Source organism: Lichenicoccus sp., from assembly GCF_965276875.1.
Classification (GTDB): domain Bacteria; phylum Pseudomonadota; class Alphaproteobacteria; order Acetobacterales; family Acetobacteraceae; genus Lichenicoccus.
In genome coordinates, this window is the sequence record NZ_OZ255701.1 from 1993324 (window position 1) to 2012311 (window position 18988).

Genomic DNA, 18988 nt, shown 5'->3' on the forward strand with positions numbered 1-18988 from the left:
TCGTGAGCCTAAAGCACTACTCCGGCGGCTTCAGCGCAGAACGATCTCGAACAGGATCTTTCGCAAGCGTTCCATTGGCGCCGGAGTCCGCTGCACCTTCGCCAGCAGGATCGCGCCTTGCAGCGACGCCACCGTGAAACCGGCAACGTCGTCGCAGGCGAAGCCCTGCGGCAGCTCTCCGACCGCGACGGCCGCGCGCAGACACGCCGCCACGGACTGCGTCACCTCCTTAAACGCGCGGGCAATCCGCTGGCGGATGAGGTCGCCGCAATCCCCCGCCTCAGCGGCGAAATTGCCGAACACGCAGCCATGGCGCATGTCGTCGAGCCGGCTTTGGCTCGCGTCGAGATAGGCGCGCAGCCGCTGCAACGGCGCCAGCTCCACGTTGCCAAGCGTGCGTTCCATCGCCTCGCGGCCCTGCGCCATGTAAAGGTCCAGGATCTCCAGCCCGAAGGCTTCCTTGGACCTGAAGTGATTGGAGAACGAGCCCTGCGGCACGCCGGCGGCCTGGACGATGTCACGGACGCTGGCGCCCCCGAAACCGCGCTCATGGACGACGCGCAAGCCTTCAATGAGGATTCTGTCGCGATGACTGGGCCGGCCCACGACGCTAGCTCGACCGCCTGAGAAGACGCAGCTCGATCAGGGCAAACACCGCCGTCAGAACCACCCCGGGGCCGAACACGACCAGCAGCAACGCCGCGTGGCCCAGCATGAGCCCGGTAAGGCGGAGGCCGAGAAGGAGCATCCAGATATACACGACCCAGCTTGTCAGCAGGGCGATGAACAGCTCGATGAGGGAAAGTCGCTTCAGCGTTTGCATGGCGCGGAGGCCTGTGAAGGCGGGGATTGCTGGATGATATGTACGTCCAAATTGGCGTTTCAAGCGCCCTGGATGGACGGTCATATTATGTTTATCCCGCCGTCCGCGGCACCCAATAAAGCAGGCGCCTCAGGCCGCGATCCACTGCCACCCAGAGCAGCACCGTCATCACCGCCAGCACGAACATCGCGGCGAACATCACGTCGGTCTGGATGCGGGCGTTGGCGTTGAGCATGACGTAGCCGAGGCCGGCCGAGGCGCCGACCCACTCGCCGATTACCGCGCCGATCGGCGCGATCGCGGTGGCGACCCGAAGCCCGGAGCCAAACGCCGGCATCGCCGCCGGCAGCCGCACGTGCAACAGCAGACGCCAAGGCGAGGCATCCATCGTCCGCGCCAGGTCGAGCCAGCCGGGCTCCGTATGGCGCAGCCCGTCGGAGAAGGCGGCGGAGACCGGAAAGAAGATCACCAGTACCGCCATCACCACCTTCGAGGCCATGCCGAAGCCGAACCACAACACCAGCAACGGGGCCAGCGCGAACACCGGAACCGCCTGGCTGAGCAGCAGCAGCGGCATCAGCCAGCGCGCAAGTCGTGGCGAGAACACCATGCCGAGCGCCAGCGCGGCTCCCAACACGGTGCCGATCAGCAGGCCGAGCACGGTCTCGGTCAGGGTGACCAGTGTGCTCCAGAACAGCAGCTCGCGTTGCTGCCAGAGTGCTGCGGCCACCGAGGCGGGACCCGGCAGCAGATAGGCGGGTAGGCCACTGGCGCGGCTGGCGATCGCCCAGACCAGCAGCAGGCCGGCCAGGGTCGCGAGCGGTCGCCCGACGCGTGACAGGTGGCTCAGCCCTCCTGCACCAGGGAGGCCGCGGTCCGCACGATGTCGTCCACGGAGAGATTAACGTAGGCGAGCAGGTCGTCGGGCGAACGGCCGCTCTTGGGGATGCGGCTCACATTCATGCTGTGCACCCGGGGTGCTGCTCTTGCGCGGGCGGCCGCGTCGGCAAGTTCGCTGCCGATGCCGCCAGTATAGCTGTCCTCGACCGTCAGGATGATGCCGCCCTCCTGCTCGCGCGCCAACTGCAACACCGGACCGGTCTCCATCGGCAGCGCATAGGCATCGACCAGGGACACCGCAATGCCGCGTGCCTCCAGCGCCTCGGCAGCCGCAAGGCAGCTGTGCACCATATAGCCGCACGCCACCAGGACGATGCCGCCGGCCCCGATTCCGGCGTTGCGCAGCAGCTTGTGGCCGCCGAACGGGAAACGATCCTCGGCGGTGTAGAGGATCGGCAGATCGCCGCGCACCGCGCGCAGGTAGCAGGCGCCGTCATGGGCGGCCATGGACAGGGTCAGGGCGTAGGCGCTGGGCGCGTCGCTCGGGGTGAGCACGACCATCGCCGGGCCGCCGCGATAGTCGCGCGCATGGGCGTAGGCGCGCATGAAGGCGACGTCGGCGAGCGCCATCTGGCTGGGTCCGTCGGCGGCGATGGTCACGCCGATATGGGTGCCGACCAGCTTGATGTTGGCACCCCCGATCATCGCCAGTTCGATCTGGTCGTAGGCGCGCACCAGGAACTTGCCGAATGAGCTGACGAACGGGATTTTGCCGGCGGCGGCGAGCCCGACCGCCGCGGACACCATGTTCTGCTCGGCGATCCGGCCCTCGAAATAGCGGTCGGGATAGGCGTCGGCGAAATCCTGCGCATAGGTCGAGTTCTTTACGTCGCCGTCGAGGGAGACGACCGCGGGATTGGCGGCGCCAAGCGCGTGCAAGGCGAGCCCAAAGCCGCGCCGCGGCGACAGCGCGCCTTCGTCGACCGACGCCTGCACCTTGCGATTGCCGGCCAGAGCGTCGGTGAACCCGTCCGGGGTACGCGTGGCCGTGTCGGGCGCCCGCCGTCGGCGAGGCGGGTGGATATCGCGCGCCGCGTCGGCGGAGACAGTATCGGCGCCGAGGGCGCGCGCCGTATGATCGAGGGCGGCGATGACCTCGGTCTGTTGGTCCTGCTTCACCGCGCTGCCGTGATGACCCATGCCGCCGAGGCTCGGCACCCCCCAGCCCTTGACCGTCCTGGCAATCACGCACAGCGGCCGGTCGGCTGGCGTCGCCAGCGCTGCCTGGATTTCGCCGGGTGCATGCCCGTCGATGGTCACGACATGCCAGCCGAACGCCAACGCCTTGGCCGCCAGCGCCTCTGGCGACTGCGCCGACGAGACGAAGTCGCTCTGGCCGAGGCTGTTGCAATTGAAGATGGCGACGACGTTGCGCAGCCCCTGGTCGGCGATGAAATCCATCGCCTCCCAGATCTGCCCCTCGCGGGACTCGCCATCGCCGATCAGGCAATAGATCCGTCGCTCGCTGCCATCGAGGCGGGCGGCCGCTCCCAGGCCGGCCGCGATCGACAGGCCCTGGCCGAGCGAGCCGGTCGCGGCGTCAAAGAACGCGAAACCCGCGCGCGGATTGGGGTGGCCGTCCAGCGGGCTGTCGATCGCACGCAGGCCGTCGAGATCGTCCACGGTGAGCCGCCGCGGCCCGTCGGCTGGCGAGAACATGACGCCGAGGTCGGCGCAGGCGGCGTAGAGGATCGGCACCGCGTGGCCCTCGGAGAGCACCAGCCGGTCGGCGTCGGGATCGTCCGGACGGGCCGGATCCCACCGCATGACCCGATACATCAGCACCGTGGTGAGATGCGCGAGCGAGAGCGCGCTGGTCGGGTGCCCGGTCTTGGCCGCGGTGGTCGCCCGCACCGCCAGCTTGCCGATCTCGATCGCCTTGGCGTGGAGCACCGCATCCTGCGTCGGCATGGTTGCCTCCTGGCTCTGCTGTTGAGCCAATGACACGCAGCCAGGGTCACGGGGTTGCCAGCCGCGCACGGACTTGATCGCGGTTGCTATCGGTGCGGGCGATGACTTAACATTGTTCAGGCATGTCCGAGCTGCTTCATCCGCCGCCGCGTACGCGCAAGCCCCGCGGTCAGGGCGCCAGCCGCCGCGGGGAAATCCTCGCCGCCGCCACGCGCATCTTTCTCAGCGACGGGGTGGCGCACGCGACCATGCGTCGGATCGCCGCCGCCGTCGGCGTCTCCAGCACGGCACTCTATGTCTATTTTCCCGACAAGGACGCCATCCTGCAGGCGATCGCCAAGGCGACGTTCATCGACCTGGTGTCGGCGCTGGAGGCGAGCCAGTCCGGTGCCGACGGTCATGTGGCGCGCCTGCGCGCCGGCTTGCGCGCCTATGTCGCCTTTGGCCTGGGTCGCCCCGATGCCTACCGCCTGACCTTCAGGCACAGGACGGGCATGCACAAGGTGGGCAGGCCCAAGACTGGCATGCAACAGGTTGGGCACGGCACGCCGGCGGACCGCTCGTTCGCCATCCTGCGGCGCAACGTCGAGGCGATGGCCGCCGACGGGGTGTTCAGGACCAGCGATCCGGTCGCGGTGGCCGAGGCGATCTGGGCCGCGATCCACGGTGTAACGATGTTGTTGCTCGATCAATCAGAACAATGCGAAACACCACCGGAACGTCTTGTCGTCGTCGTTGTCGAGATGATCCTCAGCGGCGTGATTTCAACTGAACATGGTAACACCTAAGTTCAGGCTAAGAGACGCGGTCTGAGGAGGTGATCCGATGCTTCGCCGGCTTGCCCTCGTCACTCCCTTTTTGTTGCTCGCGGCGGCGGCGCCGTTGCCGGTGCGGGTGCAGACGGTGGCGTTTGCGCCGCAGGGCGAGGAGCTAACCTTTTCCGGCACGGTGCAGGCCCGCATCCAGGCCGATCTGGCATTCCAGGTCGGCGGCAAGGTGGTCAGCCGGGCGGTCGAGGTCGGCGATCATGTGCGTGCCGGGGAGGTACTGGCGCGGCTCGATCCGGCCGACCTGCGTTTCTCCCAGGAAGCCGCCGAGGCGGCACTGCGCGCAGCACAGGCGGATGCCGGCAACGCACGCATCGATCTTGCGCGCTACACCAAGCTCGGCCGCGGCTCGCCCGCCTATCTGCCGTCGGAATATGACCGTCGTCTCGCCGCCGCGCATGGCGCCGAGGCGCGGGTGGCGCAAGCCCAGCACCAGCTGTCCCTGGCCCGCGACCAGAGCAACTACGGCGTGCTCAGCTCTGATGCGGACGGCATCGTCACGGCGCTGCCGGTGCAGGTCGGCCAGGTGGTGGCGAGCGGACAGACGGTGGCCACGGTTGCGCACACCGACGCCATCGAGATCGTCGCCGACGTCCCGGAAAACCGCCTCGCCGAAATCCACGCCGCGAAGTCGGTCAGCATCCGGCTCTGGGCGCTGCCGAAGCTCGTATTGCGTGGCCGGGTGCGCGAAATCGGCGCGCTGGCCGACCCGGCCAGCCGCACCTTCCGGGTCAAGGTCAGCCTGCTCGACGCCCCGCCCAGCCTGATCGCCCTGGGCATGACCGCGACCGTGCGCTTCGCCGCCAAACGCGCCATGCTGGCCGTGCTGCCGCCGAGCGCGCTGACCGACCAGGGCGGCAAGCCCGCAGTCTGGGTGCTCGATCCGGCGACGCATCGCGCGGCGCTGCGGACGGTGACTCTGGCCCGCTACGATAATGACGGCGCGGTGCTGGTGCGCTCCGGGATCGCCTCGGGCGAGCAGGTGATCACCGCCGGCGTGCGGCAGATTGCACCGGACATGGCGCTGGTCGCCTGGGCCGGCCCGAACCGTTGAGCCGCTTCAATCTCTCGCTCTGGGCGCTGCACCACCGAGCGCTGACCCTGTTTGCGATGCTGGCATTGTTCGCCGCTGGCGGCTGGGCCTACCGCTCGCTCGGCCGCGCCGAGGATCCGGCCTTCACCATCAAGCAGATGGTAATCACCGCCGACTGGCCGGGCGCGTCCGCCGGCGAGATGTCGCGCGAGGTCACCGACCGCATTGAGCGCAAGCTGGAGGACCTCGGCCGTCTGGACTATATTGAGAGCCAGACGCAGCCGGGCCACACCGTGGTGACCGTTTCGTTGCCCGACGACACGCCGCCCTCCCTGGTGCCCGGCCAATGGTATCAGGTGCGCAAGAAGATCGGCGATATCGCCAGCAGCTTCCCCAAAGGCGTGGCAGGGCCGTATTTCGACGACGAATTCGGCGACACCTATCCGATCGTCTACGGCATGACCGCGGACGGCTTCAGCCTGCCGCAGCTCAGGCATGTCGCCGAGGATGTGCGCGAGCAACTGCTCGACCTGCCGGGGGTCGGCAAGATCGTCCTCCTCGGCCAGCAGGACGAGCGCATCGCCATTGCGATCTCGTATCGCAAGCTCGCCGAACTCGGCCTGTCGCTGGCCGACGTGAGCGACGCGGTGGCGCGCGAGAACAGCGTCGTCGCGGATGGCTTCGTTGATACTGGTCATGACCGTATCCAGATCCGCACCAGGCCCGGCGTCGACGGTCCGGCGGCGCTCGCAGCACTGCCGGTCCAGGCGAACGGCCGTCTGTTGCGGCTCGGCGACTTCGCCACAATCACGCGCACCACCGTGGACCCGCCGGTCTCCACCATGCGGGTTGATGGCCATCCGGCGCTTGGGTTGGCGATCGGCATGGCGAGCGGCGGCAACATCCTCGATCTGGGCCGCCAGGTGGCGGCGCGCCTAGCCCGGATCGAACCCACTTTGCCGCTCGGCGTCCATTTGATCCGCCTGAACGACCAGCCCGCGGTGGTCGCGCGCGATGTCGACGGCTTTACGGAGAGCTTTCTCGCGGCCCTTGTGATCGTGCTGCTGGTCAGCTTCGCGAGCCTCGGCTGGCGTACTGGCCTGGTGGTGGCGATCAGCGTACCGCTGGTGCTGGCCGGGGTATTCGTCGGCATGAAGCTGCTCGGCATCGACCTGCAACGAATCTCACTCGGGGCGATGATCATCGCACTCGGGCTGATGGTCGATGATGCGATCATCGCGGTGGAGACCATGTCGGTGAAGCTCGAACAGGGCTGGGACCGCATCAGCGCCGGCGGCTTTGCCTACACCTCCACCGCCTTTCCGATGCTGACCGGCACTTTGGTGACCGTCGCCGGCTACCTGCCGGTCGGCCTCGCGCAATCCAGCACCGGGCAATACACCCAGGACATCTTTCGCGTCGTCGGCATGGCGTTGGTGCTGAGCTGGTTCGTCGCGGTGCTGTTCGTGCCGTTCCTGGGTGCGGCATTGCTGGCGCCACCGCGCGCCGGCGTGTGTCACGACGGCGTCTACGACACGCCTCGCTATCGTCGCCTCGGCCGGCTGGTGGCCTGGTGCGTCCGCCGCCGCTGGCTGGTGATCGGGCTGACGGTGCTGGCCTTCGCCGCCTCGATCGCCGGCTTCACCCGTGTGCCCAACCAGTTCTTTCCGGCGTCCGACCGGCTGGAAGTGCTGATCGACGTGCGGCTCCCCGAGGGCGCGAGCTTCGCCGCCACCCAATTGACCGTTCGCCGACTGGAACGACTGTTGTCGCACGAGCGCGGGATCGTCTCCTCGGTGGTCTATACCGGCACCGGCACGCCGCGCTTCTTTCTCGCCTTCAAGCCGCAGCTCGACCAGCCGAACTACGCCCAGTTCGTCATCAACACCCGCTCGATCGCCGATCGCGAGCGGCTGCTGCGGCATCTCGATGCGATCATCGACCAAGGCCCGGCGGGACCGTTCGCCGACGTCCGGCTGCGTGCGTCGCGGCTGGAACTCGGCCCGCCGGTCGGCTACCCGGTGCAGTTCCGGATCATGGGTCCCGACCCAATGGAGCTGCGACGCATCGCCGCCCGGGTGCGCCGCGCACTCGCCACCTCGCCGCATCTGCGCAACATCAGCGACAACTGGGGTGCGATGGGCGAGCGCGTCACGGTCACCGTTGACCAGGAAAAGGCGCGACTGCTCGGCATCAGCAGCGCCGACGTGGCAACGGCGTTGCAGACGCTCGAACAGGGGGCGACGATCACCGAGTACCGCGAGGGCACCGACCTGATCCCGGTGATCGTGCGTGCCATCGCCTCCGAGCGGCACGACCTGGAAGGGATCGGCGACGTCATGATCCCGGTCGCCAATGGGCCGCCGGTGCCGCTGGGGCAGATCGCGCGGATCGGCTGGAGCCTGGAGCAGCCGGTGGTCTGGCGGCGCGACCGCACGCCGATGCTGCTGGTGCAGGCGGACACCACACCGGGGATCCAGGCGCCGGTCGCGACCGCCGAGGTGCTGCCGTCACTGGCCGGCATCAAGGCGTCGCTGCCGGCCGGCTACCGGATCGAGACCGCCGGCGCCGTCGAGGAGAGTGCCAAGGGGACGGCCAGCATCGCCAAGGTGGTGCCGCTGATGCTGCTCGCCATGCTGGTGCTGCTGATGGTGCAGATGCAGTCGTTCGCGCGCATGGCGATGGTGCTGCTGACCGCGCCACTCGGGCTGATCGGGGCGACCGCGGCGCTGCTGCTGACCGGCGCCCCGTTCGGCTTTGTCGCCACCCTGGGCCTGATCGCGCTCGCCGGCATCATCATGCGCAACAGTGTCATCCTGATCGACCAGATTGAGCAGGATATCGGCGCCGGCAGCGCCCCCCTGGAGGCGATCGTCGGCGCCACGGTGCGTCGCGCGCGGCCGATCCTGCTGACCGCGACGGCCGCCGTTCTGGCTCTTGTGCCGCTCGCCTTTTCGGTGTTTTGGGGACCGATGGCGATTGCGATCATGGGTGGCCTGATGGGTGCGACGATGCTGACCTTGTGCTTCGTGCCCGCCCTCTACGCCGCCTTCGTCCGGGTCGGGCGCATGCCCCAGGCCGCGGCGCCCGCCCCGAGCGCCCTGCAGATGGCCGAATAAAGATGCTGCCGGAGGTCGCGATCGGCTCGGCCCGCATCCAGGATGCGCCGGCGATCGCGGCCGTCCATGTCGAAGTCTGGCGCAACGCCTATCCCGGGATGCTGCCCGATCACAGCCTGACCGGCCTGTCGCGTCACCGGCTCGCCGGCTATTACGGTGCCGCCATCGCACGCGGCGGCGGCATGCTGGTCGCGCGCGCGCCCGATACTTCCCAGGTCGTCGGTTTCGCCTCCTGGTCGCGCCGCGGCCTGAACGCGCCGGCCGACGGTGAAGTGGAAACCCTCTATGTGCTCGACGACTGGCGCGAACGCGGCATCGGCCGCTCGCTGCTGAGCACCTCGGCGCAGCATCTGGCGCGACGCAACTGCCGCTCGCTGTTCCTATGGGTGCTGGCCGACAACCCGAGCCGCTGGTTCTACGAACGTCTCGGTGGCCGCGCCGGACTGCGCTCCACGACCAACGTAGGCGGCCGCACCCTGCCGCAGATCGCGATGATCTGGGACCGCATCGCCGACCTCGTCGAAACCCGGTAGACCGAAACCATGCAGTTCGAATTCCGCACCGTCGCCTCCATCCTGGTCGAATGGTCGGGCGCCAGCCGCCTCGGCGCACTGCTGGCGCCACGCTTCCAGGGCCGCCGGATCCTCCTGGTGACCGACGCCGGGCTGATCCGCACCGGACTGCTCGAACCCATACAGCGCAGCCTCGCTGAAGCGGGCTTCGCGGTCACCATCTTCGACGGCGTCGTGGCCGACCCGCCCGAGGATGTGGTGCGCGCCTGCGCCGCCCAGGCCCGCGCCTGCCAGGCGGAGCTGGTCATCGGCCTGGGCGGCGGCTCCTCGCTCGACGTCGCCAAGCTCGCAGCAGTACTCGCCGTCTCCACCCAGGACCTCGCCGACTTCTATGGTATCGACAAGGTGACCTGCGGCCGCCTGCCGCTTGTGCTGATCCCAACTACCGCCGGCACCGGCTCGGAAGTCACCAACATCAGCGTGGTCACCACCGGAGCCACGACCAAGCTAGGCGTAGTCGCCGCACCTTTATTCTGCGACCTCGCCTTGCTCGACGCCGAACTCACCCTGGGCCTACCCCCCACCCACACCGCAGCCACTGGCATCGACGCGATGGTCCACGCCATCGAGGCTTATACCAGCCGCCACCGCAAGAACCCGATCTCCGACACGCTCGCCCGCGAAGCGCTGCGCCTGCTCGGCACCAACCTACTGACCGCCTGCCACGACGGCACCAACCGCCCGGCCCGCGAGGCGATGCTGCTGGGCGCGATGCTCGCCGGTCAGGCTTTCGCCAACGCCCCGGTCGCCGCCGTCCACGCCCTCGCCTACCCACTCGGCGGCCACTACCACGTCCCGCACGGCCTCTCGAACGCGCTGATGCTGGCGCCGGTCCTGCGCTTCAACGCCACCGCCGCCGCCCCACTTTACGCGGAACTCGCCGACGTGCTGCTCGGCCCGTCCGACAGTCCGCCGCAAACCCGCTCCGCCAACTTCGTCACGGAAATGCAGCGCCTGCTCGACGAAAGCGGCGCCCCTCGCCGCCTACGCGACGTCGGCGTCACCGACAACAGCCTGGCCCTCCTGGCCACCGACGCCATGCAACACACCCGGCTTCTGGTTAACAACCCTGTGGACTTAACCGCAACAGACGCGCTGGCGCTTTACCGGGAGGCATTCTGATCCATTGGCCGAACAGCCCCGCACCACTCAGGCGCAGGGTGACATTTACAATAATCGTTCCTTGTGCACTCCGCTGTATCGGAGATTGGTTGGGGAGCGGAGGGATAAAACCCACAACCTTAATGGCCAGTTTGTGCCTCATCCGGGATATTCAGATGCTCCAATCAACTCCCCGCTACCGGGCATGGAGGAGGGTATTCCTCCCTTAGCTAACTATCGGCTCATCTCGTTCGTATAAGTAGTCGTTTCAACCAGAAAAAGGGACGTGATTTGTTATCCTAGCCAGTGTGGGCGGCTGCGTAGCCTAGCAATGCCGGCAAACCGGTATAGGAGGTAGACTACTAAACTTTGCTTTTGCATCCCCGACCGAAAGCCAAGTAATTAATCTCGCTTTCAGGGTCTGGCTCGAGTCCAGCTTGGAGAGGATTAGGTGCACATTTCGAGGGTGAGAATTATCAACTTTGCCAACTTCCAGGATCTCGACATCCGGACCGGTGAAAACATAGTGATCGTCGGTGAGAACAAGGTCGGCAAAAGCAATTTTCTACGCGCGATCCAGTTGATCCTCGATCCAAGTCTATCTGAGCGCGAGAGGCGGCTCGGTCTGGAGCACTTCTGGGACGGCCTTGGGGACAACAAGCTCGGCGAAACTGTGGAAGTGTCGATCGAGCTGACCGAGAGATCCGAGGATCCAAGGTTGCTGCGCTACTTGGCCGACTGTATCGTCGAAGCCGGACCGCCCTTCGTCGCTCGCCTCACGTATCGCTACCAGCCCAAGCCTGGTCTTGGCCAGCCGCCTACCTCCCTGGCGGACTATGAATATGTGATCTTCGGCGGTGTCGAGCCAGACAACGGCTACGGCTCTGATCTGCGTCGGCTGATCCCGATGGACGTTCAGGGCGCGTTGCGCGATGCAGAAAAGGACTTGGCATCCTGGCGCCATTCCCCACTACGACCACTGATCGACAGCCTCGCGACGAAACTCGGTGACGAAAGCCGTGAGGAAATCCAGAACCAGATAGATGTGGCGCAAGCGACCCTGAACGCTCGGCCAGAAATCGAGGGCACAGCCGATCTGATCAACATGCGGCTTACGCAGATGGTCGGGGAGCAGCACGCAAATATACTGTCGCTGGGCTTAGCGCCAACACGCCTGGATGCTCTCCTGCGCGGCCTACGCCTGCTGATCGACCATGGTGCGCGCCCCATCAGTGATGCCAGCTTAGGCAGCGCCAATCTGATCTTCCTGGCGCTGAAAAGCTTGGAACTGGACCGGCTCGTGACCGAAGGGGAGCGAGACCACACCTTTTTCGCCGTAGAGGAACCGGAGGCGCATCTACACCCCCACGTGCAGCGGCTGGTCTATCGACACTTTCTAGCCCCCCAGACGGCGGACGATCTCGAAAGCGCGCCGCGGCGCCAGACGACGATTTTGACTACCCATTCGCCCCATATCGCAAGTGTCGCCCCGCTTCGGTCAATCGTGCTCTTGCGCCGCGACAGGGCGGCGGAAGCGACAACGGGCGTGGCGGCGGCGCATGTTCCATTAACCGACGCAGACTTGGCTGACCTCCAGCGCTACATTGATGTTACGCGGGCAGAGCTGTTCTTCTCGCGTGGCATCATTCTGGTTGAGGGTGACGCCGAACGCTTCTTGATCCCGGCCTTTGCCAACGTCCTAAACATCCCGCTCGACGCCTTGGGCATCTCCGTTTGCTCGGTGGCAGGGACCAACTTCGAGCCGTTCGTCAAGCTGCTTGGTCCGAAAGGCCTGAACATCCCTTTTGTGATATTGAGCGACCGCGATCTCGTCGGAGGCAGGGATTATGGCCTAAATCGAGTAAAAAGAATTCTAAAGATTCTCCGACCGAACCTTACGCTTGCGGCGATGGAGACTGAGGCGATCCTAAGCGCCGGGCACACCTCAGGCATTTTCCTAAACAGAAGCACCTTGGAGATCGAGCTGTTCCAGGACAACCTGGCCACCGAAATCCAGACCGTCCTGCTCGACCAACTCAGTCTAACGCAAACGTCGAGAGATGAGCTCCAAGGGTGGGTCGATGACATCGTTGAGCTTGACCAAGAAAAATTGCTGAGATGGATTGATCGTATTGGAAAGGGCCGCTTTGCCCAAAAGCTTGCCCAGGAAGTAACGGTGGTCGCCGACTGCCCAGACTACATTCTTCGGGCCCTCCAGCGGATCCGTGATGCACTTGCGTAGGATCAGCACGGCATATTTGGAAGAGGCGAGGAGCCTCAGCCGCAACCCGCAACAGAAGGCCGCCTACGACTCTACAGGTAACTGCGTGGTGCTGGCTGGCCCGGGCAGCGGCAAGACCAAGACGCTGACTCTGAAGTTGGCGCGCATCCTCGCCGAGGACATTCGGGCGCCCCGCGGTGTAGCGTGCATCACCTATAGCCATGAGTGCGCCCGCGAGCTGCAGCGGCGTCTTGAAGGCCTAGGTTTGCAAGAGGGTCCGAATCTCTTCGTCGGGACAGTACATGGGTTCTGCATGCGCCATCTGCTGCTACCATATGCCAACCTAGCTGGCCTTCCCTTGCCCTTCCCATTGACCATGGCCGGGTCCTCGCAAACCAAGGAGATCGAGAAGCACGCTGGGGAAGCTCTTTTCGGTGTGCGACACGCTTATAATGCCATGGAGATGGGCAGGCACCGTCGGTCGGTCCTCAACCGGCAGAGTGAAGAATGGAATGCCGAACCAGAGCTATCGCAATGGGCTTTGCGGGTTGAGGCGGATCTTCACGCTAAGGGCCTGATCGACTTCGACGATCTGGTGATCAATGGCCGCAAGCTTGTCAGCGAGCACAATTGGGTGCTGCCTCTCGTCCGGTCCAAGTTCCCAGTGCTGGTCGTCGACGAGTATCAGGATTTGGGGGTTGCACTGCATGCCATTGTCCAGCGCCTGGTCTTCGACGGCGGGGTCCGGCTCTTCGCCGTCGGTGATTACGATCAGACTGTCTATGGCTTCACCGGGGCGGATGGCGCCTTGCTTCAGGAGCTTTCAGAACGTTCAGATGTCGAGAAAATCCAACTTCGACTAAATTATCGGTCCGCCGGACGCTTGATACAAGCTTCGGAGATGGTGCTAGGCGAGGAGCGTGGCTATCGCGCAAGTAATTCGGAAAGGGCGGCCGTGATTGACTTTGCGCTCTGCCCGAACGGACTGAGAGACCAGGCAGCCTTCGCGATCAACAAGATTGTCCCGTCCGTTTTAGCGGCGAAGCCTGGTCGACGTTTGGGCGACATCGCCATTCTCTACAAGGATTACAACGGTGGAAATGCAGCAGCCAGAGCCGCGCTTGCTGCTGGCCAATCCTTCGTTCGCGTCGACAACTCCGCCCCCTACAGAAAAGTCGCGCTCACCAGTTGGATCGAGGACTGCGCAGCTTGGTGCGCCGGCGGCTGGCGCCATGCCGACCCCAGACTGCTTGGACTCATTGATCAATGGCTCGGCTTCCATGCCAATTGCGCTGGTGACAATGACCGCCAAAAGGCCTCTCTCAGCCTAAGCCGCTTCCTTTGGGCACACCGGCAAGACGACGCGGCGGCTTCCACCTTCGTCAGCGCGATCAGGCGAGATCTGCTCGACGTTCTGATGGCCAATCAGCCAAGCCTCGGCGACCAGGCCCAAGAGGTTGAAAAGCTAACAAGCTCGCTGACTATCGGCGGCCCACTGGTCGGTTTTAGCACCCGGGAACTAGGAAAGCAGGATGGCTCGCCCGATCACCTCAACCTGCTCACCCTGCACTCGTCCAAAGGCTGCGAGTATGATGTTGTGATCATGCTGGGCCTTGACCAAGGTGCCCTGCCTTGGAAAAACGCAACTCAAAGGCAAATCGCTGCAGATCGCCGCCTTTTCTATGTTGGCCTTACGCGCGCCAGGGACGCGGCCTACATGCTCTATTCTGGATGGATTCAAACCCGGAATGGTCGCTGGACGTTGGGCCGGTCGATCTTTGTCGATGAGCTGGAGACCCGGCTTTCCGTCGCTAGCTCGGCCGCGTCGACGAGCGGTTGACCGTCAGAGATCAAGCTCCAGAAAGCGAAGCTCGTTTGATACACCGGCCGACGCTATCACGGGCAAAGGCTGCGCTGGATCGAACTCGAGCGGACGCGATGTACGCAGTGGGCTTTCGTCCCACCTCCACTGGGCCTCGCCTCGGGCTGTCGTTCAGGATTTCCAAACCGCTTGGGTTTCGGGAGAACGTGCTAAGGTCAGGCCATGCTAACCGTCATACCTGTCGAGGGGCTACGCTTTGTCGTTTATCCGAGCGATCATTTACCAGCACATGTCCACGTCCTTGGGCCGGGCTGGGTCGTCGTGGTGAACCTGCATGATCCGAAGGCGCGGAGGGTCGTCGGGCCGTGTACGCGACGCCCAACGGGTGCTGAACCTGGTGACGGGGCATTGCGCGGCGCTACTGGAGGCTTGGAGGCGGTTTCATGGCTGAGTTGACTGACGAGCAGTTCGAGCGTGCAACGCGGCGCGGTGCGGCGCGGCTGCATGGGCCGTGCGCGGTGGCGGCGCGCTACGATGCCGGTCGTGGGCGCGTGGTGATTACCCTCTCCACTGGCGTCGAACTTGGGCTCGCGCCGCGCAGCGTGGAGGGTCTGGCGGGCGCGTCGGCCGAGGACCTGCGGGTGGTGGAGGTGGATGCGCTGGGGCTTGGGATCCACTTTCCACGGCTTGACGCCGACCTTTATGTGCCGGCGCTGCTGGAAGGTGTGCTCGGCTCGCGGCGCTGGATGGCGGCTCGGCTGGGCGCTGCCGGGGGACAGGCGCGCAGTGCTGCGAAAGCCATGGCCGCGCGCGAGAACGGCCGGCGCGGCGGCCGGCCCCGGAAGGCCGCTTCGGGCGCTTAACGCCGACACGAAGGCGAGTGGTCATCAGGCTGGTGGACGTGTCTCGAAACAGAGCACCGCCGCTCGTGCCGCCTTCGTGCGTCTTGACGAGCGAGTCCGGGTGTTTGCGCACTATGTGCGACAGGGCAGAGAACCACTTTGCCGGGGTTTCGTTGTTCATCGTTCTTTGATTGGAGCCAGAGATGAACACAGCCGCGCGATCCCGTCTGCGTGAGGGACGGCCGAGCCCACGTGGGGCCACCTGGAACGGGCGCGGCGTCAACTTCGCCCTGTTCTCCGCCAATGCCACCAAGGTGGAGTTGTGCCTGTTCGACGAGGCTGGCACGCGGGAGCTGGAGCGCATCGAGCTGCCGGAATACACCAACGAAATCTTCCACGGCTTCCTGCCCGATGCGCGCCCTGGCTTGAACTACGGCTACCGGGTGCATGGGCCATATGAACCCAGCGCGGGCCATCGCTTCAATCCGAACAAGCTGCTGATGGACCCCTATGCGAAGTCGATCGTGGGGCATCTTGAGTGGAATCCGGCGTTGTTCGGCTACGTCATGGAGAGTGGCGACGACCTCACCTTCGATCCCCGCGACAGCGCCCGCTTCATGCCCAAGTGCCGGGTCATCGATGGCGGCTTCAGTTGGGGCGACGACCGGCCGCCGCGGCATGGCTGGGACCGGACAGTGATTTCCGAGCTGCACGTCAAGGGCTACACGCAGCGTCATCCGGCGGTGCCCGAGGGGTTGCGCGGCACGTTCCGCGGCCTCACCGATCCGGCGGTGCTGGCGCACCTGAAGGCGACCGGCGTCACCGCGGTCGAGCTGCTGCCGGTGCACAGCTTCCTTGATGACGACTACCTGCTGGATAAGGGGCTGACCAATTATTGGGGATATAACAGTATCGGCTTCTTCTCGCCGGCGCGCCGCTATGCCAGCGTTCCCGATTTCGCGTTCTCGGAATTCAAGGAAATGGTCGGCCGGCTGCACGAGGCTGGGCTCGAGCTGATCCTCGACGTTGTCTACAACCACACCGCCGAAGGCAACGAAAAGGGTGCGACGCTGTCGTTCAAGGGCATTGACAACGCCAGCTATTATCGCCTGCTGCCCGATCAGCCACGCTACTACATCAACGACACGGGAACCGGGAACACCGTCAATCTCAGCCATCCGCGAGTCATCCAGATGGTCACGGACAGTCTGCGCTACTGGGTGCAAGAGATGCATGTCGACGGCTTTCGCTTCGACCTCGGCACCATCCTGGCGCGAGAGCCGCATGGCTTCGATCAGCAGAGCGGCTTTTTGCGCGCGGTCGGACAGGACCCGGTGCTCTCCGAGGTCAAGCTGATCGCCGAGCCCTGGGATTGCGGGCCGGGCGGCTACCAGGTCGGCGGCTTCGCACCTGGCTGGGCGGAGTGGAACGACCGCTTCCGCGACGTGGTGCGCGCGTTCTGGAAGGGCGAGGAGGGCATGCTGCCGGAGATGGCGACACGCCTCACCGGATCGGCGGACAAATTCAACTGGGCCGGACGCAGGCCATGGGCGAGCGTGAACTTCCTCACCGCCCATGACGGCTTCACCCTGCACGACACGGTCTCGTACAACGACAAGCACAACATGGCGAACGGCGAGGAGAACCGCGACGGCACCGACAACAACCATAGCTGGAACTGCGGCGCCGAGGGTCCGACCACCGATCCATCCGTCATCGTTCTGCGTGAGCGGCAGAAGCGCAACATGCTGGCGACGCTGCTGCTGTCCCAGGGCCTGCCGATGCTGGTCGCCGGCGACGAGTTCGGCCGCACCCAGGGCGGCAACAACAACGCCTATTGCCAGGACAACGAGATCTCGTGGGTCGATTGGGAGCTCGACGCGGCCGGAAAGTCGCTCGCCGCCTTCACCGCCAAGCTTGCCGGGCTGCGTCGCACATTCCCGATCCTCAGGCGCGAGCGCTTCCTGACCGGCAGCTATAACGAGGCGCTGCAGATACGCGAGCTGACCTGGCTCACCCCGCACGGGACGGAGATGGAGGAGGCGGACTGGCACGACCCCGCGGCCAAGTGCATCGGCCTGATCCTCGACGGCCGCGCCCAGCCAACCGGACTGCGCAAGCGCGGCATCGACCGAACCGTGCTGCTCCTGCTCAACGCCAATCATGAAAGGGTAGCCTTCACCCTGCCCGAGGTCGCGGGAGGTGCCGGCTGGCTGCTGCATATCGATACCGATCGCCCGGACCTGGAAGGGGTGCAGGCGTTCGGGTTTGGACATGACTATGTCCTGGTCGAACGATCGCTGTCGCTGCTTGAGCTTGACCGCACCGCCGAGCCGGCCGGTGAGGCGATCGGGTGAACGTCTCCGAGGTCATGAGCCGCGACGTCGAGTTCATCGAGGCGGACGCCACCGTGCAGGCCGCCGCCGAGTTGATGGGCGAGATCGATGTGGGCGCATTGCCGGTCGGCGGCCCGGAGCGTGTGGTCGGCGTGGTGACGGATCGCGACATCCTCTACCGCGTTGTCGCACGCGGCCTCGACCCTGCCACGACCCGGGTGCGCGATGTTCTGTCGCGCCCGGTTGTCGCCTGTCGGGACGAGGATACCGTGCTCGCGGTGATGGACATGATGGCGGCGAACCATATCCGCCGCATGCCGGTGCGCGGCGACGACGAGCACGTGGTGGGATGGATCACACTCGCCGACCTGTCGCGCCGTCTGCTCGTCGAGAACGCGGCGCTGCAGGACGCGCTGCGTGAGATGACGGAAGCCGCCTGAGAGAACCCGCTACCGTCGGTAGCGTCGGGCGGCGCTGCGCACGACCGCGGTCGGCAGATCGAGCCGTGCCTCGAGATAGTCGAGAAAGCGTAGCGTTGCGTCGTAGCGCGCGTCGGAGGCGACAATTCCCATCACATAGGCGTAGGCCGCTAGGTCCTGCTCGATCACCAGTTCCAACTGTCGGCTCAAGCTCGGAGGCTCCGCAATGGCGCGCTCCAGCGCGTCAAGTGCCGCACCCCCGGCGCCGACCGATTTCAGCCAATCGCGCAGCCGCTCCGGCTCACCGGTCAGGTCGCGCGCCGCGGGACCCGCCCTGAGCGCGATCGCCAACATCCCGGCCAGCGTCTCCTGCTGCTCCTGACGCAGGGTGCGGAAGTTCAGCGACAGCGGATAGAGCGTCTGGTGACGGTTCTGCAGCCAGGCGTGCAGCACCTTCTCCGACAACGAGGCGATCAGCGCATCCTCGCCGCCCGCGGCACGCTCGCGCCTGCCGCCGGCATTGGTCGGCGTGGGCAACGGGGGAGCGGGCTCGAACGCGTCGATGTCGATGCCGGTCGCCAGGCTTTCGAGGGACGAAGCGGCGCCGTCGCGCGGCCGCAGGCGGAGCATCAGCCGGTCGAGGAGCATGACCCGGGCCGTCAGGCGGACGCGCTCGACTTCGCCAGCAACTCGTCGATCTGTGCGAGCAGGCGCGAGAAATCGACCGGCTTGGGATGGTAATCGTCGCAGCCGGCGGCGATCGCCTTCTCGCGGTCACCCGACATCGCATGCGCGGTCAGCGCGATGATCGGGATTGTGCTGCTCTGCGGGTTGGCCTTCATCATTCCGGCCGCCGTCCAGCCATCGATCACCGGCAGGTTCATGTCCAGCAGCACGATCTCGGGACGCTCCTCGATCGCCTTGTCCACGCCCTGCTGCCCGTCGGTCGCCAGGATCACATCATGGCCGCGCCGCTTCAGACGGCGCGACAGGAAGTCCCAGATCTCCTCGTGGTCCTCGACCAGCAGGATACGGCTCATCATCTTTCTCCTCGCTGCCGCA

General features: G+C 65.6%; 16 protein-coding genes. 10 read left to right on the forward strand and 6 right to left on the reverse strand.

The genetic code is table 11. The features are described 5' to 3' along the window. Nucleotides 1-30: 30 nt before the first annotated feature. The 4 genes from ACQY4K_RS09640 to ACQY4K_RS09655 form a co-directional block, all read right to left on the reverse strand. Nucleotides 31-606, reverse strand: a complete 576-nt coding sequence (locus ACQY4K_RS09640) for a TetR family transcriptional regulator C-terminal domain-containing protein (RefSeq protein WP_428395571.1) — start codon at nt 604-606, stop codon at nt 31-33. Nucleotides 607-610: 4 nt separating this feature from the next. Beyond that, on the reverse strand, nt 611-823 hold the full coding sequence (locus ACQY4K_RS09645) for a hypothetical protein (RefSeq protein WP_428395573.1): 213 nt from the start codon (nt 821-823) through the stop codon (nt 611-613). A 91-nt stretch (nt 824-914) separates the two neighbouring features. Further along, entirely contained in the window at nt 915-1634 is a 720-nt protein-coding gene (locus ACQY4K_RS09650) for an ABC transporter permease (protein WP_428396048.1), read from the reverse strand. A gap of 35 nt (nt 1635-1669) precedes the next feature. Further along, on the reverse strand, nt 1670-3634 hold the full coding sequence (locus ACQY4K_RS09655; protein WP_428395575.1) for a transketolase: 1965 nt from the start codon (nt 3632-3634) through the stop codon (nt 1670-1672). 122 nt (nt 3635-3756) lie between these two features. Here ACQY4K_RS09655 and ACQY4K_RS09660 point away from each other — a divergent pair, with 122 nt between their 5' ends. The 10 genes from ACQY4K_RS09660 to ACQY4K_RS09705 all read left to right on the forward strand — a co-directional run bounded on the left by ACQY4K_RS09660 (nt 3757) and on the right by ACQY4K_RS09705 (nt 17947). Continuing rightward, the gene (locus ACQY4K_RS09660) at nt 3757-4422 is read left to right on the forward strand and encodes a TetR/AcrR family transcriptional regulator (protein ID WP_428395577.1); all 666 of its coding nucleotides are present in this window, start codon (nt 3757-3759) and stop codon (nt 4420-4422) included. Between the two features lie 37 nt (nt 4423-4459). Next, complete coding sequence (locus tag ACQY4K_RS09665; RefSeq protein WP_428395579.1) at nt 4460-5515, forward strand: efflux RND transporter periplasmic adaptor subunit; 1056 nt, start codon at nt 4460-4462, stop codon at nt 5513-5515. Then, entirely contained in the window at nt 5512-8613 is a 3102-nt protein-coding gene (locus ACQY4K_RS09670) for an efflux RND transporter permease subunit (protein WP_428395581.1), read from the forward strand. The genes ACQY4K_RS09665 and ACQY4K_RS09670 overlap by 4 nt, the downstream gene beginning before the upstream one ends. Nucleotides 8614-8615: 2 nt before the next feature. Then, the gene (locus tag ACQY4K_RS09675) at nt 8616-9146 is read left to right on the forward strand and encodes an N-acetyltransferase family protein (protein WP_428395582.1); all 531 of its coding nucleotides are present in this window, start codon (nt 8616-8618) and stop codon (nt 9144-9146) included. A gap of 9 nt (nt 9147-9155) precedes the next feature. Beyond that, the gene (locus ACQY4K_RS09680) at nt 9156-10307 is read left to right on the forward strand and encodes an iron-containing alcohol dehydrogenase (protein ID WP_428395584.1); all 1152 of its coding nucleotides are present in this window, start codon (nt 9156-9158) and stop codon (nt 10305-10307) included. A 445-nt stretch (nt 10308-10752) separates the two neighbouring features. Next, the gene (locus ACQY4K_RS09685) at nt 10753-12528 is read left to right on the forward strand and encodes an ATP-dependent nuclease (protein ID WP_428395586.1); all 1776 of its coding nucleotides are present in this window, start codon (nt 10753-10755) and stop codon (nt 12526-12528) included. Beyond that, the gene (locus ACQY4K_RS09690; RefSeq protein WP_428395588.1) at nt 12521-14347 is read left to right on the forward strand and encodes an ATP-dependent helicase; all 1827 of its coding nucleotides are present in this window, start codon (nt 12521-12523) and stop codon (nt 14345-14347) included. The genes ACQY4K_RS09685 and ACQY4K_RS09690 overlap by 8 nt, the downstream gene beginning before the upstream one ends. A gap of 425 nt (nt 14348-14772) precedes the next feature. Beyond that, on the forward strand, nt 14773-15192 hold the full coding sequence (locus tag ACQY4K_RS09695) for a DUF2442 domain-containing protein (RefSeq protein ID WP_428395590.1): 420 nt from the start codon (nt 14773-14775) through the stop codon (nt 15190-15192). Between the two features lie 182 nt (nt 15193-15374). Further along, nucleotides 15375-17528, forward strand: a complete 2154-nt coding sequence (glgX, locus tag ACQY4K_RS09700) for a glycogen debranching protein GlgX (RefSeq protein ID WP_428395592.1) — start codon at nt 15375-15377, stop codon at nt 17526-17528. Then, complete coding sequence (locus ACQY4K_RS09705; protein ID WP_428395594.1) at nt 17525-17947, forward strand: CBS domain-containing protein; 423 nt, start codon at nt 17525-17527, stop codon at nt 17945-17947. Before glgX ends, ACQY4K_RS09705 begins: the two co-directional genes overlap by 4 nt. A 9-nt stretch (nt 17948-17956) precedes the next feature. Here the strand turns inward: ACQY4K_RS09705 and ACQY4K_RS09710 are convergent, their stop codons facing one another. Both ACQY4K_RS09710 and ACQY4K_RS09715 read right to left on the reverse strand, forming a co-directional pair. Beyond that, nucleotides 17957-18574: a hypothetical protein gene (locus ACQY4K_RS09710; RefSeq protein WP_428395595.1), complete on the reverse strand. Its 618-nt coding sequence runs from the start codon at nt 18572-18574 to the stop codon at nt 17957-17959. Nucleotides 18575-18585: 11 nt separating this feature from the next. Beyond that, complete coding sequence (locus ACQY4K_RS09715) at nt 18586-18969, reverse strand: response regulator (protein ID WP_428395597.1); 384 nt, start codon at nt 18967-18969, stop codon at nt 18586-18588. Between the last annotated feature and the right edge of the window lie 19 nt (nt 18970-18988).

Excerpts from the sequence above, each read along its gene's own strand:
- ACQY4K_RS09715 (WP_428395597.1), bottom strand. The coding sequence starts at position 18,969 with ATGATGAGCCGTATCCTGCTGGTCGAGGACCACGAGGAGATCTGGGAC.
- ACQY4K_RS09665 (WP_428395579.1), top strand. The coding sequence starts at position 4,460 with ATGCTTCGCCGGCTTGCCCTCGTCACTCCCTTTTTGTTGCTCGCGGCG.
- ACQY4K_RS09655 (WP_428395575.1), bottom strand. The coding sequence starts at position 3,634 with ATGCCGACGCAGGATGCGGTGCTCCACGCCAAGGCGATCGAGATCGGC.
- glgX (WP_428395592.1), top strand. The coding sequence starts at position 15,375 with ATGAACACAGCCGCGCGATCCCGTCTGCGTGAGGGACGGCCGAGCCCA.
- ACQY4K_RS09710 (WP_428395595.1), bottom strand. The coding sequence starts at position 18,574 with ATGCTCCTCGACCGGCTGATGCTCCGCCTGCGGCCGCGCGACGGCGCC.
- ACQY4K_RS09695 (WP_428395590.1), top strand. The coding sequence starts at position 14,773 with ATGGCTGAGTTGACTGACGAGCAGTTCGAGCGTGCAACGCGGCGCGGT.
- ACQY4K_RS09675 (WP_428395582.1), top strand. The coding sequence starts at position 8,616 with ATGCTGCCGGAGGTCGCGATCGGCTCGGCCCGCATCCAGGATGCGCCG.
- ACQY4K_RS09660 (WP_428395577.1), top strand. The coding sequence starts at position 3,757 with ATGTCCGAGCTGCTTCATCCGCCGCCGCGTACGCGCAAGCCCCGCGGT.
- ACQY4K_RS09645 (WP_428395573.1), bottom strand. The coding sequence starts at position 823 with ATGCAAACGCTGAAGCGACTTTCCCTCATCGAGCTGTTCATCGCCCTG.
- ACQY4K_RS09680 (WP_428395584.1), top strand. The coding sequence starts at position 9,156 with ATGCAGTTCGAATTCCGCACCGTCGCCTCCATCCTGGTCGAATGGTCG.